The sequence below is a fragment of the Pseudomonas sp. LBUM1657 genome, from assembly GCF_059716075.1.
Genome location: NZ_CP166799.1, coordinates 907,670 through 934,026 on the forward strand (window position 1 = coordinate 907,670; position 26,357 = coordinate 934,026).

Annotated in this window: 26 protein-coding genes; 14 read left to right on the forward strand and 12 right to left on the reverse strand. The window is 60.2% G+C overall.

Features of this window, described 5'->3' with window-relative positions:
- Window positions 1-5 precede the first annotated feature (5 nt).
- The 6 genes from ACA055_RS04065 to gatC all read right to left on the reverse strand — a co-directional run bounded on the left by ACA055_RS04065 (window position 6) and on the right by gatC (window position 5,229).
- Window positions 6-386 (reverse strand): carboxymuconolactone decarboxylase family protein, encoded by a 381-nt coding sequence (locus tag ACA055_RS04065; protein ID WP_497682466.1) that lies wholly within the window; start codon window positions 384-386, stop codon window positions 6-8.
- Entirely contained in the window at window positions 383-1,444 is a 1,062-nt protein-coding gene (locus ACA055_RS04070) for a calcium/sodium antiporter (RefSeq protein ID WP_497682467.1), read from the reverse strand. Before ACA055_RS04070 ends, ACA055_RS04065 begins: the two co-directional genes overlap by 4 nt.
- Window positions 1,445-1,494: 50 nt before the next feature.
- The gene (locus tag ACA055_RS04075; RefSeq protein WP_497682468.1) at window positions 1,495-1,869 is read right to left on the reverse strand and encodes a septal ring lytic transglycosylase RlpA family protein; all 375 of its coding nucleotides are present in this window, start codon (window positions 1,867-1,869) and stop codon (window positions 1,495-1,497) included.
- A 148-nt stretch (window positions 1,870-2,017) separates the two neighbouring features.
- Entirely contained in the window at window positions 2,018-3,463 is a 1,446-nt protein-coding gene (gene gatB, locus ACA055_RS04080) for an Asp-tRNA(Asn)/Glu-tRNA(Gln) amidotransferase subunit GatB (protein WP_497682469.1), read from the reverse strand.
- 10 nt (window positions 3,464-3,473) lie between these two features.
- Window positions 3,474-4,925, reverse strand: a complete 1,452-nt coding sequence (gatA, locus tag ACA055_RS04085; protein WP_497682470.1) for an Asp-tRNA(Asn)/Glu-tRNA(Gln) amidotransferase subunit GatA — start codon at window positions 4,923-4,925, stop codon at window positions 3,474-3,476.
- Window positions 4,926-4,941: 16 nt separating this feature from the next.
- Complete coding sequence (gatC, locus tag ACA055_RS04090; RefSeq protein WP_007901429.1) at window positions 4,942-5,229, reverse strand: Asp-tRNA(Asn)/Glu-tRNA(Gln) amidotransferase subunit GatC; 288 nt, start codon at window positions 5,227-5,229, stop codon at window positions 4,942-4,944.
- A gap of 210 nt (window positions 5,230-5,439) precedes the next feature.
- On the opposite strand from gatC, the gene mreB reads away from it, so the two are divergent.
- The 8 genes from mreB (at window position 5,440) to tldD (ending at window position 16,702) form a co-directional block, all read left to right on the forward strand.
- Complete coding sequence (gene mreB, locus ACA055_RS04095) at window positions 5,440-6,477, forward strand: rod shape-determining protein MreB (RefSeq protein WP_002555108.1); 1,038 nt, start codon at window positions 5,440-5,442, stop codon at window positions 6,475-6,477.
- 142 nt (window positions 6,478-6,619) lie between these two features.
- Window positions 6,620-7,765 (forward strand): rod shape-determining protein MreC, encoded by a 1,146-nt coding sequence (gene mreC, locus ACA055_RS04100; RefSeq protein ID WP_497684357.1) that lies wholly within the window; start codon window positions 6,620-6,622, stop codon window positions 7,763-7,765.
- On the forward strand, window positions 7,765-8,256 hold the full coding sequence (mreD, locus tag ACA055_RS04105; RefSeq protein ID WP_497682471.1) for a rod shape-determining protein MreD: 492 nt from the start codon (window positions 7,765-7,767) through the stop codon (window positions 8,254-8,256). Before mreC ends, mreD begins: the two co-directional genes overlap by 1 nt.
- A gap of 65 nt (window positions 8,257-8,321) precedes the next feature.
- On the forward strand, window positions 8,322-8,918 hold the full coding sequence (locus tag ACA055_RS04110) for a Maf family protein (RefSeq protein ID WP_497682472.1): 597 nt from the start codon (window positions 8,322-8,324) through the stop codon (window positions 8,916-8,918).
- Between the two features lie 57 nt (window positions 8,919-8,975).
- Entirely contained in the window at window positions 8,976-10,433 is a 1,458-nt protein-coding gene (rng, locus tag ACA055_RS04115; protein WP_059403239.1) for a ribonuclease G, read from the forward strand.
- A 75-nt stretch (window positions 10,434-10,508) separates the two neighbouring features.
- A complete protein-coding gene (locus ACA055_RS04120; protein ID WP_497682473.1) occupies window positions 10,509-14,312 on the forward strand; it encodes a YhdP family protein in 3,804 nt (1,267 codons plus the stop codon).
- 81 nt (window positions 14,313-14,393) lie between these two features.
- A complete protein-coding gene (locus tag ACA055_RS04125) occupies window positions 14,394-15,254 on the forward strand; it encodes a carbon-nitrogen hydrolase family protein (protein ID WP_497682474.1) in 861 nt (286 codons plus the stop codon).
- Between the two features lie 5 nt (window positions 15,255-15,259).
- Window positions 15,260-16,702, forward strand: coding sequence for a metalloprotease TldD (gene tldD, locus ACA055_RS04130; RefSeq protein ID WP_497682475.1), 1,443 nt, complete (start codon window positions 15,260-15,262; stop codon window positions 16,700-16,702).
- 59 nt (window positions 16,703-16,761) lie between these two features.
- Here tldD and yjgA read toward each other — a convergent pair whose 3' ends face one another.
- Window positions 16,762-17,286, reverse strand: a complete 525-nt coding sequence (gene yjgA, locus ACA055_RS04135; protein ID WP_497682476.1) for a ribosome biogenesis factor YjgA — start codon at window positions 17,284-17,286, stop codon at window positions 16,762-16,764.
- 108 nt (window positions 17,287-17,394) lie between these two features.
- Between yjgA and pmbA the strand changes: the two genes are divergently transcribed.
- The 6 genes from pmbA to ACA055_RS04165 all read left to right on the forward strand — a co-directional run bounded on the left by pmbA (window position 17,395) and on the right by ACA055_RS04165 (window position 22,749).
- On the forward strand, window positions 17,395-18,741 hold the full coding sequence (gene pmbA, locus ACA055_RS04140; protein ID WP_497682477.1) for a metalloprotease PmbA: 1,347 nt from the start codon (window positions 17,395-17,397) through the stop codon (window positions 18,739-18,741).
- 249 nt (window positions 18,742-18,990) lie between these two features.
- A complete protein-coding gene (locus ACA055_RS04145) occupies window positions 18,991-19,398 on the forward strand; it encodes a FagA protein (RefSeq protein WP_497682478.1) in 408 nt (135 codons plus the stop codon).
- Window positions 19,379-20,755 carry a class II fumarate hydratase gene (locus ACA055_RS04150; RefSeq protein WP_497682479.1) on the forward strand — a complete coding sequence of 459 codons (1,377 nt, stop codon included), beginning with the start codon at window positions 19,379-19,381 and terminating at the stop codon, window positions 20,753-20,755. The genes ACA055_RS04145 and ACA055_RS04150 overlap by 20 nt, the downstream gene beginning before the upstream one ends.
- Before the next feature lie 27 nt (window positions 20,756-20,782).
- Window positions 20,783-21,211 (forward strand): DUF2753 family protein, encoded by a 429-nt coding sequence (locus ACA055_RS04155; RefSeq protein ID WP_497682480.1) that lies wholly within the window; start codon window positions 20,783-20,785, stop codon window positions 21,209-21,211.
- A gap of 1 nt (window position 21,212) precedes the next feature.
- The gene (locus tag ACA055_RS04160) at window positions 21,213-21,824 is read left to right on the forward strand and encodes a superoxide dismutase (protein ID WP_497682481.1); all 612 of its coding nucleotides are present in this window, start codon (window positions 21,213-21,215) and stop codon (window positions 21,822-21,824) included.
- Window positions 21,825-21,855: 31 nt separating this feature from the next.
- Entirely contained in the window at window positions 21,856-22,749 is an 894-nt protein-coding gene (locus tag ACA055_RS04165; RefSeq protein WP_497682482.1) for a ZIP family metal transporter, read from the forward strand.
- Between the two features lie 47 nt (window positions 22,750-22,796).
- On the opposite strand, the gene ACA055_RS04170 is transcribed toward ACA055_RS04165, so the two are convergent.
- The 5 genes from ACA055_RS04170 to ACA055_RS04190 form a co-directional block, all read right to left on the reverse strand.
- On the reverse strand, window positions 22,797-23,072 hold the full coding sequence (locus ACA055_RS04170; protein ID WP_497682483.1) for an HPr family phosphocarrier protein: 276 nt from the start codon (window positions 23,070-23,072) through the stop codon (window positions 22,797-22,799).
- Between the two features lie 15 nt (window positions 23,073-23,087).
- The gene (gene rapZ / locus ACA055_RS04175; RefSeq protein ID WP_497682484.1) at window positions 23,088-23,945 is read right to left on the reverse strand and encodes an RNase adapter RapZ; all 858 of its coding nucleotides are present in this window, start codon (window positions 23,943-23,945) and stop codon (window positions 23,088-23,090) included.
- A 2-nt stretch (window positions 23,946-23,947) separates the two neighbouring features.
- Entirely contained in the window at window positions 23,948-24,412 is a 465-nt protein-coding gene (gene ptsN, locus ACA055_RS04180; RefSeq protein ID WP_497682485.1) for a PTS IIA-like nitrogen regulatory protein PtsN, read from the reverse strand.
- 12 nt (window positions 24,413-24,424) lie between these two features.
- The gene (hpf, locus tag ACA055_RS04185) at window positions 24,425-24,733 is read right to left on the reverse strand and encodes a ribosome hibernation-promoting factor, HPF/YfiA family (RefSeq protein WP_008018717.1); all 309 of its coding nucleotides are present in this window, start codon (window positions 24,731-24,733) and stop codon (window positions 24,425-24,427) included.
- A 74-nt stretch (window positions 24,734-24,807) separates the two neighbouring features.
- Window positions 24,808-26,301, reverse strand: coding sequence for an RNA polymerase factor sigma-54 (locus ACA055_RS04190; protein ID WP_497682486.1), 1,494 nt, complete (start codon window positions 26,299-26,301; stop codon window positions 24,808-24,810).
- Between the last annotated feature and the right edge of the window lie 56 nt (window positions 26,302-26,357).

Below are 26,357 nucleotides of genomic sequence, written 5' to 3' on the forward strand. Positions count from 1 at the left end.
GCGACTTACTCCGGCTTTTGGTAGGTATCAATCACTTCCTGCGCCGCCCGAAACGCATCGATCGCCGCCGGTACGCCGGCATACACCGCGCAATGCAGCAGCGCCTCGCGAATCTCTTCCACGGTGCAGCCATTGTTCAGCGCACCGCGCACGTGACCTTTCAACTCCTGCGGGCACTTCAGCGCGGTCAGCGCAGCGAGGGTGATCAGGCTACGGGTTTTCAGCGGCAAGCCTTCGCGATTCCACACGGCGCCCCAGGCGTGCTCGTTGACGAAATCCTGCAACGGCTGGGTGAACTCGGTGGCATTGCCCAGCGCGCGGTCGACGAAGGCATCGCCCATCACTTGGCGGCGTACTTCAACGCCAGGCTTTTTGTTATCGGTCATGGCAATTCCCTCTTGTGGTGTTGGCGACGCCAGGCGCGCAGCGACGTGAACAGCAAAAACGCCACCAGCGCCGGCAGGACGAAAAACAGCATCAGGTGTTCAAGCTTGCCGGCCAGCGGCATGCCGGTGGTGAACGACACCACGTGCAGGCCGTAGGCCAGATACAAACCCAAAAACAGCAGACCTTCGACGCGGGTCACCCGGTAACCGGAATAGAACAGCGGCAGGCACAACACCGCGACACCGAGCATCACCGGCAGGTCGAATTCCAGGGCGTTGGGCGACACCGACAGCGGCGACGGCGCGATCAGCGCGGTAAAGCCCAGCACGCCCAGCAGGTTGAACAGGTTGCTGCCGATCACGTTGCCCACGGCGATCTCCCGCTGACCGCGCAACGCGGCGATCAACGAGGTGGCCAGCTCCGGTAGCGAGGTACTGACGGCAACGATGGTCAGGCCGATGATCCGCTCCGACAGACCCAGATCAGTGGCGACCGACACCGCCGCACCCAGCAACAAGCGCCCGGCATACACCAGCATCGCCAGGCCGACCAGGATCATCAGTACGCTGCTGAGCCATGGCGCTTGCTGGCCTACGTGAGTGCTGGATTGCGGACGGGCCGAGTGCCGCGACTGGCGAAACAGTAAACCCAGGTACAACACCAATGCCGCGAGCAACAACATGCCATCGGTTCGGGTCAGTTCTTTGTTCCACGCCAATACGAACACCAGCAGGCTGGCGCCGATCATCAGCGGAATATCCAGGCGCACCAGTTGCCGTGAAACCCGCAGCGGAATAATCAGCGCCGACAGGCCGAGGGTGACGAGGATGTTGAAAATGCTGCTGCCGATCACGCTGCCGACGGCGATGTCGGCGTTGTGCGCCAGGGTGGCTTGCAAGCTCACCGCCATCTGCGGTGCGCTGCTGCCGAGGGCGACGATGGTCAGGCCGATGATCAGCGGCCGCACGTGCAACCGCGCGGCCAGGCGCACGGCGGCGCGCACCATCAGCTCGGCGCCGGCGATCAGTAAAACCAGGCCGCTGAGCAATTCGATCACGCTGAGCAGGGGTAAATCGGCAAGTCCGAAAATGGTCGGCGCTCCGTCAGTCAGTCGTCGAGGGCTTGCACGCGAACCCGTGCGGTGCCGCTGCTGATCATGCCCAATTGCTTGGCCGCTTCACGTGACACATCGATCAAGCGCCCACGGGTATGCGGCCCGCGGTCGTTGATACGAACCACGCAGGACCTGTCGTTATTCAGATTGGTGACCTTCACCCGCGTGCCGAATGGCAACTGGCGGTGGGCGGCGGTCAAGGAATGCTGGTTGAAACGCTCGCCACTGGCGGTGCGTTTACCTTGGTGTTTGGCGCCGTAATACGATGCCACGCCGGTCTTGTTGTAGCCATGTGGATCGACGATGTCCGTGCTGGCGCAACCGGCCAACAGAGAGAGCAGGGCGCAGGCACTGAGCAGACGCTTCATAGAAAGGTTTCCCGAAACAAGTGTGGGAGCGAGCAAGCTCGCGAATGCATTCTGACAGTCAACTTTGTGTTGAGTGCCGGACCGCTATCGCGAGCAAGCTCGCTCCCACACGGATTTGAGCCAGGCTTTATTTCTGGCTCCATTCCGATCAGCCTTCGAGCTTGCTTTTGAGCAGTTCGTTGACCTGTTGCGGGTTGGCCTTGCCTTTGGAGGCTTTCATGGCCTGGCCGACGAAGAAGCCGAACATCTTGCCGCGTTTGGCTTCGTCAGCCGCGCGGTACTGTTCGACCTGTTCGGCGTTGGCCGCGAGCATCTCGTCCAGCACCGCCGAGATCGCGCCGCTGTCGGTCACTTGCTTCAAGCCGCGCTTGTCGATGATCTCGTCCGCGCTGCCTTCGCCGTTGGCCATGGCCTCGAATACCACCTTGGCGATCTTGCCGGAGATGGTGTTGTCCTTGATGCGCAGCAGCATGCCGCCCAGTTGCTCGGCCGAAACCGGCGACTGGTCGATGTCCAGGCCCTGCTTGTTCAGCAGGCTGCCCAGTTCAACCATGACCCAGTTGGCCGCCAGTTTGGCGTCGCCGCTGATGCTCACGACTTTCTCGAAGTAGTCGGCTTGTTCACGGCTGGTGGCCAGGACGCTGGCATCGTAGACCGACAGACCGAACTGCTCCTGGAAGCGCTCGCGTTTCTGCGGTGGCAATTCCGGCAGGGTGGCGCGCACGTCGTCGAGGAACGAGTTCTCGATGACGACTGGCAGCAGGTCGGGATCGGGGAAGTACCGGTAGTCGTTGGCTTCCTCTTTGCTGCGCATCGGACGGGTTTCGTCCTTGTTCGGATCGTACAGGCGGGTTTGCTGGATCACCCTGCCGCCGTCTTCGATCAGCTCGATCTGACGCTGCACTTCGGTGTTGATCGCCTTCTCGATGAAGCGGAACGAGTTGACGTTCTTGATCTCGCAGCGCGTACCGAATTCGACCTGGCCCTTAGGACGGATCGACACGTTGCAGTCGCAACGCAGCGAGCCTTCGGCCATGTTGCCGTCGCAGATGCCCAGGTAACGCACCAGCGCGTGGACCGCCTTGACGTAAGCCACGGCTTCCTTGGCGCTGCGCATGTCCGGCTCGGAAACGATTTCCAGCAGCGGCGTGCCGGCTCGGTTCAGGTCGATGCCGGTGGCGCCGGTGAACTCTTCATGCAAGCTCTTGCCGGCGTCTTCTTCCAGGTGCGCGCGGGTGATGCCGACGCGTTTGACCGTGCCGTCTTCCAGGGCGATGTCCAGGTGGCCCTTGCCAACGATCGGCAATTCCATCTGGCTGATCTGGTAGCCCTTCGGCAGGTCCGGGTAGAAATAGTTTTTGCGGGCGAACACGTTGTGCTGGCCGATCTCGGCATCGATGGCGAGACCGAACATCACCGCCATGCGCACCGCTTCCTGGTTCAGCACCGGCAGTACGCCGGGCATGCCCAGGTCTACCAGGCTGGCCTGGGTGTTCGGCTCGGAACCGAAAGTGGTGGAACTACCGGAAAAGATTTTCGACCGGGTGGTGAGCTGGGTATGAATCTCCAGCCCGATCACGACTTCCCATTGCATGTGTTTCTCCTCAGAAGCCGGTTGGGGTGCGGGTGTGCCAGTCAGTGTTTTGCTGATACTGATGGGCAACGTTCAACAGGCGACCTTCCTGGAAATACGGGGCAAGCAGTTGCACGCCGACCGGCAGACCATCGACGAAACCTGCAGGCATGGACAAGCCCGGCAGACCGGCGAGGTTGGCGGTGATCGTGTAGACGTCTTCCAGGTACGCGGCGACCGGGTCGCTGTTCTTTGCGCCGAGCTTCCAGGCCGGGTTCGGCGTGGTTGGGCCGAGGATGATGTCGACCTCATTAAAGGCAGCCATGAAGTCGTTCTTGATCAAGCGACGAATCTTCTGCGCCTTCAAGTAGTAGGCGTCGTAGTAACCGGCCGACAACGCGTAGGCACCGACCATGATCCGGCGCTGCACTTCCGCACCGAAACCTTCGCCACGGGAACGCTTGTACAGGTCGATCAGGTTTTTCGGGTCTTCGCAGCGGTAGCCGAAACGCACGCCGTCGAAACGCGACAGGTTGGAAGACGCTTCTGCCGGGGCGATCACGTAATACGCAGGAATCGCGTGCTGCATGTTCGGCAGGCTGATTTCCTTAACCACGGCACCGAGCTTTTCCAGCTCCTTGACGCTGTTGTGGATCAGCTCGGCAATGCGCGGGTCGAGACCGGCGCTGAAGTATTCCTTCGGCACGCCGATGCGCAGGCCTTGCAGCGAACCGTTGAGGCTGGCGCTGTAATCAGGCACGGGTTCGTCGATGCTGGTGGAATCCTGCGGGTCGAAACCGGCCATGCCTTGCAACAGGATCGCGCAGTCTTCGGCGGTGCGGGCCAGAGGGCCGCCCTGGTCGAGGCTGGAGGCGTAAGCGATCATGCCCCAGCGCGAAACACGACCGTACGTCGGTTTCAGGCCGGTCAGGTTGGTCAGTGCAGCGGGCTGGCGGATCGAGCCGCCCGTGTCGGTGCCGGTGGCCGCCGGCAACAGGCGCGCGGCAACCGCAGCCGCCGAACCGCCGGACGAACCGCCCGGAACGTGTTCCAGGTTCCACGGGTTCTTCACCGCGCCGTAGTAGCTCGACTCGTTGGCCGAACCCATGGCGAATTCGTCCATGTTGGTCTTGCCCAGCGTCACGGCACCAGCGGCGGCCAGCTTGGCAACGACCGTGGCGTCGTACGGTGCTTTAAAGTTGTCGAGCATTTTCGAGCCGCAGCTGGTGCGGATGCCCTGGGTGCAGAACAGGTCTTTGTGAGCGATCGGCGCACCGAGCAGGGCGCCGCTCTCGCCATTGGCCCGGCGTGCGTCAGCGACTTTCGCCTGCTGGAGCGCCAGGTCTTCGGTGAGGCTGATGAAGCTGTTGAGCTGCGGATCGAGCTGGGCGATGCGCGCCAGCAGGACTTTGGTCAGCTCTTCGGAAGAAAACTTTTTATCGGCGAGACCGCGGGCGATCTCGGCCAGAGTCAATTGATGCATTGCAGGCTCTTTCCCTTTAGTCGATGACTTTCGGAACCAGGTACAGGCCGTTTTCGACCGCTGGCGCGATGGACTGATAGGCCTCGCGATGATTGGTCTCGGTCACGACGTCTGCACGCAGGCGCTGGCTGGCTTCCAGTGGATGGGCGAGCGGCTCGATACCGTCGGTATTGACCGCCTGCATTTCGTCGACCAGCCCGAGAATGCTGTTCAGGGCCGAAGTGATGTGTGGAAGATCGGCATCATTGAGGCCAAGGCAGGCCAGATGAGCGATTTTTTCCACGTCGGAGCGTTCAAGCGCCATGGGAATCTCCAGTGGAAAACAGAACGGACGGCGTCCGTGTGTTAGATTGTCGGAACACTACCGCATTTCTACGGTCATAAGGCCGCGATTGTGGGGGTTGGTGCACAGAAAAGCGGCCAATTTAACATATTGGCGCCTTGCCCAAAATCCCTGTCGTTGTTAGAGTTTGCCGCACTTTTTTACCCACGCGTTGCCTAGGGTCCCTTTCCCATGTTCAAGAAACTGCGTGGCATGTTTTCCAGCGATCTTTCCATTGACCTGGGCACTGCCAACACCCTTATTTACGTGCGCGAGCGCGGAATCGTTCTGAATGAGCCATCGGTTGTGGCTATTCGGACACACGGTAACCAGAAAAGTGTCGTTGCTGTCGGCACCGAGGCCAAGCGCATGCTCGGCCGTACGCCGGGCAACATTGCTGCCATTCGTCCGATGAAAGACGGCGTGATCGCCGACTTCAGCGTCTGCGAAAAGATGCTGCAGTACTTCATCAACAAGGTTCACGAAAACAGTTTCCTGCAGCCTAGCCCTCGTGTGCTGATCTGCGTTCCATGCAAATCCACCCAGGTTGAGCGTCGTGCCATCCGTGAATCGGCCCTCGGTGCCGGTGCCCGTGAAGTGTTCCTGATCGAAGAGCCGATGGCGGCTGCGATCGGTGCCGGCCTGCCGGTTGAAGAAGCACGCGGTTCGATGGTTGTCGATATCGGTGGCGGTACCACTGAAATCGCGCTGATCTCCCTGAACGGTGTGGTTTACGCCGAATCCGTACGGGTTGGCGGCGACCGCTTCGACGAAGCGATCATCACTTACGTGCGTCGCAACTACGGCAGCCTGATCGGCGAATCCACCGCCGAGCGCATCAAGCAGGAAATCGGTACGGCCTACCCGGGCGGCGAAGTTCGTGAAGTCGACGTTCGCGGTCGTAACCTGGCCGAAGGCGTTCCACGCGCATTCACCCTGAATTCCAACGAAGTGCTGGAAGCTCTGCAAGAGTCTCTGGCCACTATCGTTCAGGCCGTGAAAAGCGCACTGGAGCAATCGCCTCCAGAGCTGGCTTCCGATATCGCCGAGCGTGGTCTGGTCCTGACCGGTGGTGGCGCCTTGCTGCGCGACCTCGACAAGTTGCTGGCCCAGGAAACCGGTCTGCCGGTCATCGTTGCCGAAGACCCGCTGACCTGCGTTGCTCGCGGCGGTGGCCGTGCATTGGAAATGATGGATAAACACACCATGGATCTGCTCTCCAGCGAATAAGTCGCTGGGTTGCCTCTATGCTGTTGAGCGCGCAGGCAGCACTTTGCAGTGCTGCCTGTTGCGTTTATCTTCTGTCAGTCTGCATCCAGGCCGGTTTGATGCCGTATGAATAAAGAGAACATTTGCCTGGGAGGAGCGGCTTATTAAACCGCTTTTCACCAAAGGCCCCTCACTGGGCGTGCGCTTGTTGGTGCTGGTCGTGCTATCGGTCGCGCTGATGGTGGTCGATGCCCGATTCACACTGCTCAAGCCAGTGCGTAGCCAAATCTCGCTGGTGCTGATGCAGTCTTACTGGATCACCGACCTGCCGCAGCGGCTATGGCAAGGTGTGGCCAGCCAATTCGGCAGCCGTACCGAACTCGTCGCCGAAAACGAAAAACTTAAAACCGAAAACCTGCTGTTGCAGGGGCGCATGCAAAAGCTTGCCGCCCTGACCGAGCAGAACGTTCGGCTGCGCGAGTTGCTCAATTCCTCCGCGCTGGTCAATGAGAAGGTCGAAGTGGCCGAGTTGATCGGCATGGACCCCAATCCCTTCACTCATCGCATCATCATCAATAAAGGTGAGCGCGACGGTGTGGTCCTCGGTCAGCCGGTGCTCGATGCCCGAGGCCTGATGGGCCAGGTGGTCGAGTTGATGCCGTACACCTCCCGCGTGCTGTTGTTGACCGACACCACTCACAGCATTCCGGTGCAGGTGAACCGCAACGGTCTGCGGGCAATCGCCAGCGGCACCGGCAACCCGGAACGCCTGGAATTGCGTCACGTCGCCGACACTGCCGATATCAAGGAAGGCGATCTGCTGGTCAGCTCCGGTTTGGGTCAGCGATTCCCGGCGGGTTATCCGGTGGCGACGGTCAAGGAAGTGATTCACGACTCCGGTCAACCGTTCGCGATTGTCCGCGCTGTGCCAACCGCCGCGTTGAACCGCAGCCGTTATCTGCTATTGGTATTCAGCGACAGCCGCACCGCTGAAGAGCGCGCCAACGACGCCGCACAGGCTCAGGAAGCGCTGGACCAGCATGGCGGAGGGCCGATCATTCCACCGACCCTGACCAAACCTGCCGTCATCGTCCCGGCCGCGGTGGCTGCTCCGGCGGTTCCGGCGGTTGCTCCTGCTCCTGCCGTCACAACGCCGGTCAAGCCTGCTGCCGCCGCGCAACCTGCCGCCGCCAAGCCGCCTGCGACGCAACCTGCTGCCGCTAAACCACCGGCAACTCAACCCGCTGCCGTGCGACCTGCTGTCAAACCGCCTGTCTCCGCGCCGGCTACCACTGGGGGACGAGAATAATGGTCGGTGCTACTTCATCCCGAAATGGCTGGATGGTCTGGCTGACATTCGCCATCGGCATGCTGCTCAGCGTTTCGCCGCTGCCGCAATTCATGGAAATCCTCCGTCCGCTGTGGCTGGCCTTGCTGTTGGCGTTCTGGGCGTTGGCCTTGCCGCAGAAAGTCGGCATGGTCACCGCGTGGTGCCTGGGCCTGGCTGAAGACGTGCTCTACGGCACGCTGCTGGGGCAGAACGCGTTGATCCTGACGCTCATCACGTTCCTGGTGCTGTCGTTGCAACAACGCCTGCGCATGTTCCCGATGTGGCAACAGAGTCTGGTGATCCTGGTGATCTTCGGCCTCGCGCAACTGGTTCAGCTGTGGCTCAGCGCCCTGACCGGCAATCGTCAACCAACGCTGGCGCTGGTCTTGCCGGCACTGGTCAGCGCCTTGCTCTGGCCGTGGATCAGCTACGGTTTGCGCGGATTGCGTCGACGCTACAAAATCAATTAATTCGGTCAGGCATGGGCCCGCACCGGTGCCCTGTGAGGCAGGGCACTAAACAGGGAGATGTCTTGATGAAACGTGTTTACCTCGCCTCAGGCTCTCCGCGTCGGCGTGAACTGCTCACGCAGATCGGCGTGCCGTTCTCCGCCATCAGCGCGGATATCGATGAAACCCCTTTGAATCATGAATCCCCTTCGGCCTACGTCGAACGCCTCGCGCGTGGCAAGGCCGAAGCGGGACGCGGCACGGTCGTGTCCGACGCAGATTTCTGCGTGCTGGGTGCTGATACCGCCGTAGTGCTGAACGGGAAAATTCTCGGCAAACCGGTGGACGAAGCCGACGCGTGCGCCATGCTTATGATGTTGGGAGGACAAGAGCATGAAGTCCTGACCGCCATTGCCGTGCTTGACGGTGAGCGCTGCGAGTCTCGGGTGGTCCGCAGCCTGGTGCGTTTTCGCCACATCGGTCGCGATGAAGCGGCAGCCTACTGGGCCAGCGGTGAACCACGGGACAAGGCGGGCAGCTACGGTATTCAAGGCTTGGGCGCGGTGTTTGTTGCCGGGCTTAATGGCAGCTACTCGGCGGTGGTCGGATTGCCGCTGTGCGAAACCGCAGAACTGCTCGGCCATTTCGGCATACCCTGTTGGCAAACCCTTAACGCGCGCTGAGCGTCGTACTGACTAGATGCGGCCATTATCGTGAACATGCCTGAACGAGACCCTGCCATGAGTGAAGAGATCCTGATCAACATCACGCCGATGGAATCGCGCGTGGCGGTGGTTGAAAACGGTGTCCTGCAAGAGGTCCACGTCGAGCGTACGCAAAAACGCGGAATCGTCGGCAACATTTATAAAGGCAAGGTCGTGCGGGTGTTGCCGGGCATGCAAGCCGCCTTCGTCGACATCGGCCTGGACCGTGCCGCGTTCATTCACGCCTCGGAAATTTCCCTGCGCGAAGGCCCGGCGGTGGAAAGCATCAGTTCCCTGGTTCACGAAGGTCAGAGCCTGGTGGTGCAAGTCACCAAGGACCCGATCGGTTCCAAAGGCGCGCGACTGACTACTCAGTTGTCGATCCCGTCGCGCTATCTGGTGTACATGCCGCGCACGGCTCACGTCGGCATTTCCCTGAAGATCGAAGACGAAGCCGAGCGCGAACGGCTCAAGCAAGTGGTCACCGACTGCGTGGCCAAAGAAGGCATCAAGGAGGCGGGCGGCTTCATCCTGCGTACTGCCGCCGAAGGGGCCGGCGCCGATGAAATCCTCATGGACATCCGCTACCTGCGCCGTCTCTGGGACCAGATCAACGAACAGATCAAAACCATCAGCGCTCCGAGTGTGATCTACGAAGACCTCGGCCTGGCGCTGCGCACCCTGCGTGATCTGGTCAGCCCGAAGATCGAGAAGATCCGCATTGATTCCCGGGAAACCTTCCAGAAAACCACGCAGTTCGTCGCCGAACTGATGCCAGAAATCGCCGACCGTCTTGAGCATTACCCGGGCGAACGGCCGATATTCGACCTGTACGGTGTCGAAGACGAAATCCAGAAAGCCCTCGAACGCAAAGTCCCGCTGAAGTCCGGCGGCTACCTGGTGGTGGATCCGGCGGAAGCCATGAGCACCATCGACGTCAACACCGGTGCGTTCGTCGGTCATCGCAACCTCGAAGAAACCATCTTCAAGACCAACCTCGAAGCCGCGACCGCCATCGCTCGCCAGCTGCGCCTGCGCAACCTGGGCGGGATCATCATCATCGACTTCATCGACATGGAAGATGAAGAGCACCAGCGTCAGGTGCTGCGCACGCTCGAGAAGCAACTGGAACGCGATCACGCCAAGACCAACATCATCGGCATCACCGAACTGGGCCTGGTGCAGATGACCCGCAAGCGCACCCGTGAAAGTCTCGAACAAGTGTTGTGCGAACCGTGCAGCAGTTGCCAGGGTCGCGGCAAGTTGAAGACACCGGAAACTGTTTGCTACGAAATCTTCCGTGAAATTCTTCGGGAGGCTCGCGCCTACCAGGCGGAGGGCTATCGTGTATTGGCGAACCAGAAAGTCGTCGACCGGTTGCTCGATGAGGAGTCGGGCAATGTCGCCGAGCTGGAAGGGTTTATCGGACGCACCATTCGGTTCCAGGTGGAAACCATGTATTCCCAGGAACAATACGACGTGGTGCTGCTCTGAATCGCTACTTTTCAACGCGTCTAGAACGGCTGGCCTCAGCTTTTTGCAATGTTTTTGCCATGGGAGCCAACTGACATGGAACGTCTGACACGCATTTTGGCCGCACTGACCCGCTGGGGTCTGGGCCTGTGCGCGTTGGTATTGGTGTTGATGGCGTTATACGTCAGCCTCGGCCGAGAGCTGACGCCGCTGGTGGCCGAGTACAGTACCGAAGTCGAGACCAAGGCCAGCGCTGCCTTGAGTATGCCGCTGAACATCGGTGAACTGGAAGGCAACTGGAGCGGTTTCGCGCCGATTCTGCTGGCTCATGACGTGACGGTCGGCGAGGGCGCCAATGCCCTGCATCTGGATCAAGTGCGTGCTGTACCGGATATCTGGGCCAGCTTGATGGCTCGCGAAGTGCGCATCGCCCACCTGGAATTCAGCGGCCTGAAAATCAGCCTCAAGGAAGGCGAAGACGGCCATTGGGCGCTGGAAGGTTTGCCGGTGCAGCAGGACCAGCCGCTGGACCCGGAGCAAGTGCTCAATCGCATGCAGATGATCCAACAGCTCTCGGTACTCGATAGCCAGGTCACCTTGCAACCATGGGGTCACCAACCGTTGACCCTGACCTACGTCGGCCTGAGTCTGAAAACCGGCGTTACCCGCCAGCGACTCGATGCCCGTTTGACCCTGCCCGACGGCCAGCCGGTGGCCCTGAGTCTGCGTACGCGTCTACGCGCCAGCGAGTGGAAAAACGGCGAGGCGGATGCGTACCTGAGCCTGCCGCAAAGCGACTGGTCAAAATGGTTGCCCGAGCGTCTGACCCAGCAATGGAACTTCTCCGAGATGAAGGCCGGTGGCGAGCTCTGGGTAAACTGGAACAAAGGCGCCCTGCAAAGCGCCGCCATTCGTTTGAACGCGCCGCAACTGAAGGGGGCCTACGCCGAGCGCAAGCCGATTCAGATCAACAATCTGGCGCTCAACGCTTATTTCCAGCGCAATGCCGAAGGCGTTCTGGTGACGCTGGATTCCCTGGCCATGAACCTCGGCGATACCCGCTGGGAATCACACCTGCAACTCAAGCAAAGTATGGCCACCGACAAGGCTGAAGAGTTTTGGCATCTGCAAGCCGATCGTCTCGACCTCACTCCGATTACGCCACTGCTCAATGCCCTGGGGCCGCTGCCCGAAGGCGTTGCCAAGGCGGTCGAGCGCCTGAAGGTAACCGGTGGTTTGCGCAACGTGCTGATGGACTTCCGGCCCAATGCCACCGATGACAGCAAATTCAGTTTTGCCGCCAACCTGGATCGGGTCGGTTTCGACGCCTATAGCGGCGCTCCGGCGGCGCGAAATGTCAGCGGCAGCATCAGCGGCGACCTCGGCAAGGGTGAGCTGCGCATGGACAGCAAGGATTTTTCCCTGCACCTGGACCCGATCTTCGCCAAGCCATGGCAATACATTCAGGCCAACGCAACGTTGACCTGGAAGCTCGATAAAGAAAGCTTCACCCTGATCTCACCGTACCTGAAGGTGCTGGGCGAAGAGGGCAAGATTGCCGGCGACTTCCTGATCCGCCTGCATTTCGATCACACCCAGGAAGACTACATGGACCTGCGGGTCGGTCTGGTGGATGGCGACGGGCGCTACACCGCCAAGTACCTGCCGACAATGCTCAGCCCGGCACTGGACGAGTGGCTGCGTACGGCGATTCTCAAAGGTGCGGTGGACCAGGGCTTCTTCCAGTACCAGGGCTCGCTGAACCATGGTGCAGCCGAAACGGCCCGCAGCATCAGCCTGTTCTTCAAGGTTCACGATGCCGAGCTGGCGTTCCAGCCCGGCTGGCCGCATGTCAGCAAGGTCACGGGTGACGTGTTTGTTGAAGACAGCGGTGTGCGGATCCTGGCCAGCAAGGGGCAGTTGCTCGACACCCAGGTTCGCGACATTTACGTCAACATTCCCCACGTGCCTGCCGGTCAGAATTCCCATTTGTACCTCGACGGTGCGTTCGCTGGCGGGTTGGGCGATGGCCTGAAAATTCTTCAGCAAGCGCCAATTGGTACGGCCGAGACCTTTGCCGGTTGGGAAGGCGAGGGCGATCTGCAGGGCAAGCTGAAACTGGATATCCCGCTGGCCAAAGGCGAGCAACCGAAGATCCTCGTCGACTTCAAAACCGCCAAGGCCCGTTTGAAACTGGCCGAGCCAACCCTGGAACTGACTCAGCTCAAAGGCGATTTCCGTTTCGACAGCGACAAGGGTTTGAGCGGGCAGAAGATCACCGCGCGGGCCTTTGACAAACCGGTGACGGCACAGATTTTCGCCGATGGCAGCGCTGGCAATCTCAAGACCCGGGTCGCCGCATCGGGCCAGGTTGAAGTAAAGAAACTCACCGACTGGTTGAGCGTCACTCAGCCGTTGCCGGTGTCCGGTCTGATCCCTTATCAACTGCAACTGAACCTCGAGGGTGCGGACAGCCAGCTAATCGTCAGTTCCAGCCTCCAAGGCGTGGCGGTCGATTTGCCGGCACCGTTTGGCATGGCCGCCGATGTTGGTCGCGACACGGTGTTCCGCATGACCCTGCAGGGGCCGGAGCGGCGTTATTGGGTCAGCTACGGTGAGCTGGCGAACTTCACGTTTTCGGCTCCGACCGGCAATTTTGCCGAGGGTCGCGGTGAGTTGTTCCTGGGCGGTGGCAATGCCGTACTGCCCGGCGCCAAGGGCCTGCGAGTGCGCGGCGTGCTGTCGGAACTGGATGTCGGCCCGTGGCAAGACCTGGCGGACAAGTACGCCGGCCAAGATCCGGGCGGCAGCGCCAAACAGTTGCTCAGCAGTGCGGATTTCAAGGTCGGCAAGCTCAGTGGCATCGGCACCACGCTCGATCAGGCTTCGGTGCAGTTAAACCGCAAGCCGACGGCGTGGGCCTTGCAGCTCGACAGTCAGCAGGTCAAGGGCACCGCCAGCATCCCCGATGCGAAAGGCGCGCCGATTGCGGTCAATCTGCAATACGTGCGTTTGCCGGCGCCTGATCCGACGGTTCTGGCCGACGAGAACTCGCCGGATCCGCTGGCCAAGGTGGACCCGACGAAAATCCCGGCGTTGGATATCACGATCAATCAACTGTTCCAGGGCCAGGATCTGGTAGGCGGCTGGTCGCTGAAGGTTCGTCCGACCGCCAAGGGCATCGCGCTCAATGCGCTGGATCTGGGCCTCAAAGGCATTCTGTTGCAGGGCAGCGGCGGTTGGGAGGGTATCCCCGGTTCATCCACCAGTTGGTTCAAGGGCCGGGTCAGCGGCAAAAACCTTGCTGATGTGTTGAAGGGTTGGGGGTTTGCGCCGAGCGTCACCAGCGAAGAGTTTCATATGGATGTCGATGGCCGCTGGCCGGGTTCGCCGGCCTGGCTGGCCACCAAGCGCTTCTCCGGAACCCTCGATGCCTCGCTGAACAAAGGTCAGTTTGTCGAAGTCGAGGGCAGCGCCCAGGCGTTACGAGTGTTTGGTCTGCTCAACTTCAATTCCATCGGCCGCCGTCTGCGTCTGGACTTCTCGGACTTGTTCGGCAAAGGATTGAGTTACGACCGGGTCAAAGGCCTGCTGGTAGCGACCAACGGCGTGTACGTGACCCGCGAGCCGATCCGGCTCACCGGCCCGTCGAGCAACATTGAACTCGACGGCACCCTCAACCTGGTGGGTGACCAGGTCGATGCCAAGTTGCTGGTCACCCTGCCCGTGACCAACAACCTGCCGATTGCCGCGCTGATTGTCGGCGCACCGGCCATCGGCGGGGCGCTGTTCCTGATCGACAAACTGATCGGTGATCGCGTGGCGCGTTTTGCCAGCGTCAAATACACCGTCAAAGGCCCTTGGAAAGAGCCGAAAATCACCTTCGACAAGCCTTTTTGATCCTCTTTTGAAAAAGCACCCGCCAAGCCTATGGAGTAGCATGGCTGCACCTCCTTTCAAGAAGCGATCAAGGAACGCGCCATGTCTGTAGCGGTGATTCAAATGGTCAGCCAAAGCGATGTGCTGGCCAATCTGGCCCAGGCCCGTCGTCTGCTCGAGCAGGCGGCGAGCGGTGGCGCGAAGCTTGCCGTACTGCCGGAAAACTTCGCCGCCATGGGCCGTCGCGACATTGGTGACATCGGCCGCGCCGAGGCGTTGGGCGAAGGACCGATCCTGCCATGGTTGAAACAGACCGCCCGCGACCTCAAGTTATGGATAGTGGCCGGCACGTTGCCGTTGCCGCCGGTGGATCAACCGACGGCGAAAGTGCATGCCTGCTCGCTGCTGGTCAATGACCAGGGCGAAACGGTGGCGCGCTACGACAAGTTGCATCTGTTCGACGTGGACGTGGCGGACAATCGCGGACGTTATCGTGAGTCCGATGACTATGCTTATGGCAGCGGAGTGGTCGTGGCGGACACGCCCGTCGGTCGGGTCGGCCTGACAGTGTGTTATGACCTGCGCTTTCCTGAGCTGTACAGCGAATTGCGCGCAGCCGGAGCAGAGTTGATTACCGCTCCGTCGGCCTTTACCGCGGTCACCGGCGCGGCGCATTGGGATGTGCTGATCCGTGCGCGGGCCATCGAGACGCAATGTTATGTGCTCGCGGCCGCCCAGGGTGGGACCCATCCCGGGCCGCGAGAAACCTGGGGTCATGCCGCAATCATCGACCCGTGGGGCCGTGTGCTGGCGCAACAGGATCAAGGCGAGGCCGTGCTGCTGGCCGAACGCGATAGCAGCGAACAGGCGTCCATCAGGGCGCGGATGCCGGTGTCCAGTCACCGGCGCTTTTTCTCGCAGGGCGCCCAGCGACCTGCCCGTAACGACGAATTTAAGGCGTAAAGCATATGAGCGAGTTGTTGTCCTCAGTCAGTGAACACCTCCTGGCGCCCGGTGGCGTAACAATCGAGAGCCTGCAAGGTGTGCTCGGCGATCTGGCCGGCCCGGGCATCGATGCTGCCGACCTGTATTTCCAGGGGCAGATCTCCGAGTCCTGGGCGCTGGAAGACGGGATCGTCAAGGAAGGCAGTTTCAACCTTGACCAAGGCGTCGGCGTGCGGGCGCAATCGGGTGAAAAAACCGGTTTTGCCTACAGTAATGCGATCACGCTGGAAGCCTTGGGCGCGGCAGCCCGTGCGGCTCGTTCGATCTCCCGGGCCGGGCAGAACGGCACCGTGCAAGCGTTCACCACCCAGGATGTCGCCCAGTTGTACGGGCCGGACAATCCGCTGGAAGTGATGACCCGCGCCGAGAAAGTCGAATTGCTCAAGCGAATCGACGTCGCGACTCGCGCTCTCGACCCGCGTATCCAGCAAGTCACCGTGAGCATGGCTGGTGTTTGGGAACGAATCCTCGTGGCGTCCACCGATGGCAGCCTGGCGGCGGATGTGCGACCGCTGGTGCGTTTCAATGTCAGCGTGATCGTCGAGCAGAACGGTCGCCGCGAGCGCGGTGGTCATGGCGGCGGCGGGCGTACCGATTACCGTTATTTCCTCGCAGAAGACCGGGCCATGAGTTATGCCCGTGAAGCATTGCGGCAGGCGCTGGTCAATCTCGAAGCCATTCCTGCGCCAGCGGGTACGTTGCCGGTGGTGTTAGGTTCGGGCTGGTCCGGCGTGCTGCTGCACGAAGCGGTCGGCCACGGTCTGGAAGGCGACTTCAACCGTAAAGGCAGTTCGGCTTATAGCGGGCGCATGGGCGAGATGGTGGCATCCAAGCTCTGCACCATCGTCGATGACGGCACCCTCGCCGGGCGTCGCGGTTCGTTGAGCGTCGATGACGAAGGCACTCCGACCGAGTGCACCACGCTGATCGAAAACGGCGTGCTCAAGGGTTACATGCAGGACAAGCTCAACGCGCGCCTGATGGGCGTGGCCCGCACCGGTAACGGTCGTCGCGAATCCTACGCGCACCTGCCCATGCCGCGGATGACCAACACCTACATGCTGGCGGGCGAAAGCGACCCGGCGGAAATCATCGCTTCGGTGAAGCGCGGCATCTATTGCGCCAATCTCGGCGGCGGTCAGGTGGACATCACCAGCGGCAAGTTCGTGTTCTCCACCAGCGAGGCGTACCTGATCGAAGACGGCAAGATCACGGCCCCGGTCAAAGGCGCGACGTTGATCGGCAACGGTCCGGAGGCCATGAGCAAGGTGTCGATGGTCGGTAACGATCTGTCGCTGGACAGCGGCGTGGGGACGTGTGGCAAGGATGGGCAGTCGGTGCCGGTGGGTGTCGGCCAGCCAACGTTGAAAATCGATGCGATCACTGTGGGTGGCACAGGATCTTGAGGGCTCTTGAATAAGTGAGGCTTCGGGTGAGCCGCTTGGCGACTCACCCGATAAGGGACTTAACGCAAACCGCGTTGAGTCTCGTCCAGCTCACGGATGTACTTGAAGATTTTACGGCTCGATGCCGGTGGCTTGTTGGTCGCCAGTTCGTGCTGGGCCTGACGGATCAGGGAGCGCAATTGCTGACGATCAGCCTCCGGGTAGTCGAGGACGAACTTCTCCAGGACGCCGTCGTCGCCCGCGATCAAACGATCGCGCCAGCGTTCCAGGCCGTGGAAACGTTCGTTGTACTGGCGAGTGGAGGCATCGAGTTGATCGAGCAAAGTCAGAATGGCGTCAGTGTCCTGATCGCGCATCAGTTTGCCGATGAACATAAGGTGCCGTTTACGCGCGATATTCGCGGTGTGCTTGGAGGCATCGCCCAGAGCCCGGCGCAAAGCGTCGGTCAACGGCAGTTTTGCCAGCAAGTCAGGCTTGAGCGTTGTAAGGCGCTCGCCGAGGTCAACCAGAGCATGAAGCTCGCGTTTGACCTGGGATTTGCTTTTTTCTCCCGTATCGAGGGAGTCGTCGTAAGAATCAACCATGGTGGCCGTCCGCAAAGAAACGCCGCCATGATAACCAGTCGGGGGCCGCTTGTCCGGCCCGGTCGCTCGAAGGCCCCAGCCGAAAGCAGAATTTGAGTGGAGAACAGCATGAGTGCAGTTGAAAGCGTCGGCCCACAAGCGTTGCCGGCACTGCAAGAACAAGTCGAGCAGATCATCGCTGAAGCCAAGCGCCAGGGCGCCAGTGCCTGTGAAGTGGCGGTGTCCCTGGAGCAGGGCCTGTCGACCTCGGTGCGTCAGCGCGAGGTCGAAACCGTCGAATTCAACCGCGATCAGGGATTTGGCATCACCTTGTACGTCGGTCAGCGCAAGGGTTCGGCGAGCACGTCGGCCAGCGGCCCGGAGGCGATTCGCGAAACGGTCGCTGCCGCGCTGGCCATTGCCAAGCACACATCCGAAGACGAGGCCGCGGGCCTGGCGGATGCCGCGCTGATGGCCAAGGACCTGCAGGATTTCGATCTATTCCACGAATGGGATATCACCCCGGAACAAGCCATCGAGATGGCGCTGACCTGTGAAGCGGCGGCATTTGCTGCCGACAACCGGATCAAGAACGCCGACGGCACCACCCTCAGCACCCATCAGGGCTGCCGCGTTTACGGCAACAGCCACGGTTTTATCGGCAGTTACGCGTCGACCCGGCACAGCCTGAGCTGCGTGATGATCGCCGAGGCCGATGGCCAGATGCAGCGCGACTACTGGTACGACGTGAATCGTCAGGGCAGCTTGCTGGCGGACCCGGTGAGCATCGGCCAGCGAGCCGCGCAACGGGCGGCCAGCCGTCTGGGCGCGCGCCCGGTGCCGACCTGCGAAGTGCCGGTGCTGTTTTCCGCGGAACTGGCCGGTGGTTTGTTCGGCAGTTTCCTGTCGGCGATCTCTGGCGGCAGTCTGTATCGCAAATCGTCGTTCCTTGAAGGCACGCTGGGGCAGAAACTGTTCCCGGAATGGCTGACCATCGATGAGCGCCCGCACTTGATGCGTGCCCTGGGCAGTTCGGCGTTCGATGGTGATGGTCTGGCGACCTATGCCAAGCCGTTCGTCGAAAAGGGCGAGCTGGTGTCCTACGTTCTGGGTACGTACTCCGGCCGCAAACTCGGGATGCCGAGCACCGCCAACGCCGGCGGCGTGCACAACCTGTTTGTTACCCATGGCGACGAAGACCAGGCAGCCCTATTGCGCCGCATGGGCCGCGGTCTGCTGGTGACTGAATTGATGGGCCAGGGCCTGAACATGGTTACCGGCGATTACTCCCGTGGCGCGGCGGGTTACTGGGTCGAGAACGGCGAAATCCAGTTCGCGGTCCAGGAAGTGACCATCGCCGGCAACATGCGTGACATGTTCAAGCAGATCATTGCAGTGGGTAATGACCTGGAACTGCGTAGCAACATTCGCACAGGGTCGGTGTTGATCGAGAAGATGACGGTGGCGGGTAGCTAAACCCCGACCGTTACACAAAAAGGCGCGCCACCCAATCGGGTGGCGCGCCTTTTTTATGCCCTTTTGCACATATCCCTGTGGGAGCGGGCTTGCTCGCGAAAGCGGTTTATCAGCCAACGAAAATGTTGAATGTGAAGGCCCTTTCGCGAGCAAGCCCGCTCCCACAATGAATTCGGTGTTCACCGCTGGACTTGTTTTGGTTCTCATTATCATCTAATAATAAATCTCATTACCGAATGAGCCCGGATCATGAGTTCTGCCTTGCACGAGCAGCCTTACCTCGAAAGCTGGCGCTGGATGAGTCGCCAGATCCGTTGCGCGATGGACCCCGACGAGCCACGCCTGATCGAACATTACCTGGCCGAAGGTCGGTATCTGGCGTGTTGCACGGCAACGTCTCCCTGGACCATCGCTGAAACCTCTTTCCGTCTGTTGCTCGACACCGCCGCCGATGTCGCGCTGCCCTGGCACTGGCGGACCTATTGCCTGGATCAGGCCTGGCGTCCGCTGCGCGAACTGGAACGCCTCTCCCTCTGCAAATGCCGCCTTAAGCGCTGGCAAAGCTACACCTGGCAACTGGCGACCTGCGAGTTGCAACCTTCGATTCCTCTCATAGAACTGGTGCAAGGATTTTCTGATGACCAAGACACGCATTGAACGCGACAGCATGGGCGAGCTTCAGGTCCCGGAAGACGCCCTCTACGGGGCACAGACGCAACGTGCCGTAGATAACTTCCCGATCAGCGGCAAGCCTATGCCTGTGCAGTTCATCCGCGCGCTGATTCTGGCCAAGGCCGCTGCCGCCCGCGCCAACGTCGACCTCAAGCAAATCAGCGAATCCCAGGGCAATGCCATCGTCGATGTGGCACTGGATCTGCTCAAAGGCGACTTCATGCAGCACTTTCCGGTGGATATCTTCCAGACCGGTTCCGGCACCAGTTCCAACATGAACGCCAACGAAGTGATCGCCACCTTGGCCAGCCGTTTGCTCGGCGAGCCGGTGAACCCCAATGATCACGTCAACTGCGGCCAAAGCAGCAATGACATCATTCCGACCACTATCCATGTCAGCGCTGCGCTGGCACTGCATGAACAACTGCTGCCGGCGCTGGTGCGTCTGGTGCAGGTGATCGAGCGCAAGGCCGAAGAGCTGCATCACCACGTCAAAACCGGTCGTACACACCTGATGGATGCCATGCCGGTGCGCATGAGCCAAGTGCTCAACGGCTGGGCGCAACAGCTCAAGGCCAACATCGGCCATCTGCAGGATCTGTTGCCGAGCCTGCAATCCCTTGCCCAGGGCGGAACGGCGGTGGGTACCGGCATCAATGCACATCCCGAGTTCGCGGCGCGTTTCAGTCAACAGCTCACCGAGCTGACCCAGGTGCAGTTCAAGCCGGGCACGGATTTGTTTGCGTTGATCGGCTCTCAGGACACGGCCGTTGCCGTCTCCGGGCAACTCAAAACCACCGCGGTCTCGCTGATGAAAATCGCCAACGACCTGCGCTGGATGAACTCCGGCCCGCTTGCCGGTCTCGGTGAAATCGAACTCGAAGCCTTGCAGCCGGGTTCTTCGATCATGCCTGGCAAGGTTAACCCGGTGATCCCGGAAGCCACCGCCATGGTCGCCGCCCAAGTGATTGGCAATGACACGGTCATCACCATCGCCGGCCAGTCGGGGAATTTCGAACTGAACGTAATGTTGCCGATCATCGCCCAGAACCTGCTGAGCAGCATCGAGTTGCTGGCCAACGCCAGCCGTCTGCTGGGTGAAAAGGCCATCGCCAGCTTCAAGGTCAATGAAGCCCGGCTCAAGGAAGCATTGTCGCGCAACCCGATTCTGGTCACTGCGCTCAACCCGATCATTGGTTACCAAAAAGCCGCAGAGATCGCCAAGAAGGCCTATCAGCAAGGTCGTCCAGTGATCGATGTTGCCCTCGAACACACCGACCTGACGCGCAGCCAACTGGAAGAATTGCTCAATCCAGAGAAGCTCACCGCAGGCGGCGTGTAATCACCGCTACCGCTTTGGAGGCTCACCATGGAGCACTGGAAACGCACGATCGAAAGAGCAAATCGCTGTTTCATGCTGGGCGAACTGGTCGATGCCCGCGAAGCTTATTTGCAGGCATTGGCCCTGGCCCAAGTGTTGTTCGAGCGCTGGGCGGATGCCGACGAAGCGGTGGCGGCCTGCGTGATTTCCCACCACAACCTGGCAGACCTGCATTTGCGTTTGAACCAGCCGGAGGAGAGCGCCGAGTACCTGTGCGCCATCCATCAGCGGTTGTTGCAGACCATGCAGGACCCGCGACTGGCGCCAGCCTTGCGCGAAGCAGCGCTGCGCCAGAGCAGCAAAACCTACGTCGAGCTGCTGAATTTCATCAGCGAACATGGCGAATACCCGCGCACCCATCGTTTGCTGCATATCGATGCTGCCTCGCCTGCGTCTATACATCATGGAGTCCATTGAAATGGCTTTTAGCTTGCCTGCCTTGCCGTACGCCTACGATGCCCTGGAACCGCACATCGATGCGCAGACCATGGAAATCCACTACACCAAGCACCACCAGACCTACATCAACAACCTCAATGCGGCCGTAGAAGGCACCGAGTTTGCCGAGTGGCCAGTAGAAAAACTGGTGGCCGCTGTGCAGCAACTGCCAGAGAAGCTCCGAGCTGCCGTGATCAATCAGGGCGGTGGTCATGCCAACCATTCGCTGTTCTGGGAAGTGATGGCGCCTCATGGTGGTGGCAAACCTGAAGGCGAACTGGCCAAGGCTATTGATGAGCAATTGGGTGGCCTGGACAGTTTCAAGGAGGCTTTCACCAAAGCGGCGCTGACCCGCTTCGGCAGTGGTTGGGCCTGGCTGAGCGTGACGCCACAAAAAACGTTGATCGTAGAAAGCAGCGGTAACCAGGACAGCCCGTTGATGAATGGCAATACGCCAATCCTCGGCTTGGATGTCTGGGAGCATGCGTACTACCTTCAGTACCAGAACCGCCGTCCGGAATACATCAATGCGTTCTACAACGTAATCAATTGGCCTGAAGTCGCGGCGCGCTATCAGGCTGCACGGGTATAAGTCGTCTATAAAAAAACAATCAAGGCAGGCTATGGGTACTGAAACGCTGGCGATCGGAAGTGGACGGATGTTCCGTTACGCGATCGGATCGCTGTTACTGCTGGCGGGCATGACGTTGTTGGCCGTCCAGGGGCTGGAATGGCTGGACCTCGAACCGAAAATGCTGCGCGCATTGCAAGGCGGGGCGATTTGCGCTTTGGGCACTGCCTTGGGCGCGGTCCCGGTGTTGGTCATTCGACGCATGCCGCAGGCGGTCAGCGATTCGTTGCTCGGTTTCGGGGCCGGGGTGATGCTCGCGGCGACAGCGTTTTCGCTGATCGTGCCGGGTATTTCCGCCGCTGAAAGCCTGGGGCTGACGCCTTGGGCGGCCAGCGGTCTGATCTGCTTCGGCATCATGCTCGGCGCATTCGGACTGTATCTGGTAGACCGTAAGGTTTCCGGGGCCAGTCCGGAAATGTTGGTGGGCACGCTGGAGCGACCGGTGATTCCACCGCGGATCTGGTTATTTGTGTTTGCCATCATCGCCCACAACATCCCTGAAGGCATGGCTGTCGGTGTCTCCGCCGGTGGCGGCATGCCTGACGCCGACAGTCTGGCCATGGGCATTGCCTTGCAGGATGTGCCGGAAGGACTGGTGATTGCGTTGGTATTGGCCGGGGCGGGGATGTCGCGAGTCAAGTCCTTCCTGATCGGTGCTGCGTCAGGGTTGGTCGAACCGGTCTTCGCGCTGCTTTGTGCCTGGCTGGTGAGCCTGGCCGAACTGCTCTTGCCCTTGGGCTTGGCACTGGCGGCGGGAGCAATGCTATTAGTGGTCACCCATGAAGTCATTCCCGAGTCGCGCCGCCATGGTCACGACAAACTGGCGAGCCTTGGGCTGCTGATCGGGTTTTGTTTGATGATGGTGATGGATACGGCGTTGGCTTAGCGCTGACTGTGTAGCACCTGGCTTAGCCAGCTGCTACAGGGCGGTACTTACTCGCCTTCGCCGAAGTAGTCGTTGATCAACGCTACCAATGCCTGCAGCGCCTCATCAGCCTTTTCGCCTTCGGTGCTCAGGTGGATCTTGGTGCCCTTGCCAGCCGCCAACATCATCATTGCCATGATGCTTTTACCATCGATCGTGGATTCCGGCGTGCGTCCTACTCTGATCGTGCAATCCTTGAACTCACCGGCGACTCCGACGAATTTTGCAGAAGCGCGGGCATGCAAACCCAGCTTGTTGATGATTTCAATTTCCAGAGCAGGCATCGCGATGTGAATCCTTTAGCTGAGGTCGCGGTGGCGGACCTGGACATTCTTCAGGGTTTTTTGCAGGACCTGACCCAGACGTTCGGTCAGGTAGACGGAGCGGTGATGCCCGCCGGTGCAGCCAATGGCAATGGTGACATAAGCGCGGTTGCTCGCTGCAAAGCGGGGTAGCCACTTGAGCAGGTAGGTGGAAATGTCCTGGAACATCTCCTCGACGTCCGGCTGTGCCGCCAGGTACTCGGCAACCGGTTGATCCAGCCCGGACTGCGCGCGCAGCTCCGGTTTCCAATAAGGATTGGGCAGGCAGCGCACGTCGAACACCAAATCGGCGTCCACCGGCATGCCGCGCTTGAATCCAAAAGACTCCACCAGAAACGCAGTACCAGGCTCCGGCTGGTTCAACAGGCGCAGCTTGATGGTATCGCGCAGCTGATACAGGTTCAGATTGGTGGTGTTGATTTTGAGATCGGCGAGGTCGGCGATCGGCCCGAGCAGGTTCGTTTCATCGTTGATCGCCTCGGCCAGCGAGCGATTGGCAGTGCTCAACGGGTGACGACGGCGGGTTTCCGAGAAGCGTTTGAGCAGTGTTTCTTCATCGGCATCCAGGTACAGGACGTCGCACTGGATATGCCGGCTGCGCACTTCTTCCAGCAGTTCTGGAAACCGCGACAGATGGCTCGGCAAGTTGCGTGCGTCGATGGACACGGCAACCAGCGGCTGTGCCAGCTCGGTGTGAATCAACGCGCGTTCAGCCAACTCCGGCAGCAAGCCGGCAGGCAGGTTGTCGATGCAGTAGTAGCCGTTGTCCTCGAGGACATTGAGCGCGGTACTTTTACCGGAGCCGGAGCGGCCACTGACGATGATCAAGCGCATGATTACTGCCCGTTTTGCTCGTCCAGGACAACCTGATACAAGGCTTCATTGCTCGGGGCGCTGCGCAATTTTTCGCGCACGTCCTTGCGATCGAGCATGCTGGCGATCTGGCGCAGTAGCTCCAGGTGCGCATCGGTGGCGGCTTCCGGGACCAATAGAACGAACAACAGGTCAACCGGGGCGCCGTCGATGGCGTCGAAATCGATGGGCGCGTCCAAGTGCATCAAGGCACTGATGGGCAAAGTGCAGCCCTTGAGGCGGCAGTGAGGAATGGCGATGCCGTTACCAAAACCGGTAGAACCGAGTTTTTCACGGGCAATCAGAGCCTCGAAGACATCTTGCATCTCCAGATCCGGCACTTCGCGATGGATGAGGTTGGCAATTTGCTCGAGGGCTTTCTTTTTACTGCCGCCCGGCACGTTCACGAGGGAACGGCCGGGGGTCAGGATGCTTTCAAGTCGGATCATGGGTTGGGAGTGTTAACGACCGGTCGCGCCCTGGAGGAGGCTCTGGGTCTTTTCCTTATGCTTTTTGAGTTGTTTATCCAGCTTGTCGGTCAGTGCGTCGATCGCCGCGTACATATCGGTATGTTCCGCATTGGCGACCACTTCATTGCCGGGAATATGCAACGTGGCTTCGATTTTCTGCTTGAGCTTTTCGACCGTCATCGTGACTTGCACGTTGGTGATCTTGTCGAAATGCCTCTCTAGTCGTTCGAGTTTTTCGCCGATGTAGGAGCGAAGAGGTTCGGTCACTTCCAGTTGGTGTCCACTGATGTTGACTTGCATACAGCTTCTCCTTCGTTGCCAGTGCATAAAGCGGCAGGCAGAAATACCTGCCACTGGAACGCTGTGGCGTGGCTCTACATCAACCGCTTGCGTTCGCTCGAAGGCGCGATCCCGAGAGATTCGCGGTACTTGGCGACGGTGCGGCGAGCCACCTGAATGCCTTGTGCCTCCAGTAAACCAGCGATCTTGCTGTCACTCAACGGCTTTTTCTGATTTTCCGCGGCAACCAGTTTTTTGATGATCGCGCGAATCGCTGTGGACGAGCATTCACCGCCCTCGGAGGTGCTGACGTGGCTGGAGAAAAAGTATTTCAGTTCATAGATTCCCCGCGGGGTATGCATGAATTTCTGCGTGGTCACCCGTGAAATCGTCGATTCGTGCATGCCCACTGCTTCGGCAATGTCATGCAGGACCAGCGGTTTCATGGCTTCGTCGCCGTACTCCAGGAAGCCGCGTTGATGCTCGACAATCTGGGTGGCCACTTTCATCAGGGTTTCGTTGCGGCTTTGCAGGCTCTTGATGAACCAGCGAGCCTCTTGCAACTGGTTGCGCATGAAGGTGTTGTCGGCGCTGGTGTCGGCGCGGCGAACAAACCCGGCGTATTGGGCGTTGACCCGCAGCCGTGGCACCGATTCCTGATTGAGCTCTACCAGCCAGCGTTCGTTGTCCTTGCGCACGATCACGTCGGGAACGACGTATTCGGCTTCACTGGACTCGATCTGCGAGCCTGGGCGCGGGTTGAGGCTCTGGACCAGTTCGATGACCTGGCGCAGTTCATCTTCCTTGAGCTTCATGCGCCGCATCAGCTGGCTGTAGTCGCGGCTGCCAAGCAGGTCGATGTAATCGGTGACCAGACGCTTGGCCTCGGTCAACCAAGGCGTCTTGGCGGGCAACTGGCGCAATTGCAGCAGCAGGCATTCACCCAGGTTGCGGGCGCCGATGCCGGCGGGCTCGAATTGCTGGATGCGGTGCAGGACGGCTTCGATCTCGTCCAGTTCGATGTCCAGTTCCGGATCGAAGGCTTCGAGAATTTCCTCAAGGGTTTCGTCCAGGTAGCCCTGATTATTGATGCAATCGATCAGGGTCACGGCAATCAGGCGATCGGTGTCGGACATCGGTGCCAGGTTCAGTTGCCACAGCAGGTGGCTTTGCAGGCTCTCGCCGGCCGAAGTACGGGTGGTGAAATCCCACTCGTCGTCATCGTTGCTTGGCAAGCTGCTGGCGCTGGTCTGGTAGACGTCTTCCCATGCGGTGTCGACGGGCAGCTCGTTAGGGATGCGCTCGTTCCAGTCACCTTCCTCGAGGTTATCCACCGTCGGGGCGGTTTCCTGGTAGGAGGGTTCCGAAACATCGGCGTTAGGTTGCTGTTCGGCTTTATCGGCCAAGGGATCGGCATTATCGAAGTCGTCGCCTTCTTCCTGGCGTTCGAGCATCGGATTGGACTCCAGGGCCTCCTGGATTTCCTGTTGCAGGTCCAGGGTCGACAATTGGAGCAGGCGGATGGCCTGTTGCAGCTGCGGTGTCATCGTCAGCTGCTGGCCCATTCTCAAGACTAGCGATGGTTTCATGGCAGGGGCTTAACACCTTATTCGCCGGCGCACATGCGCCATCCACTACAGAGCGC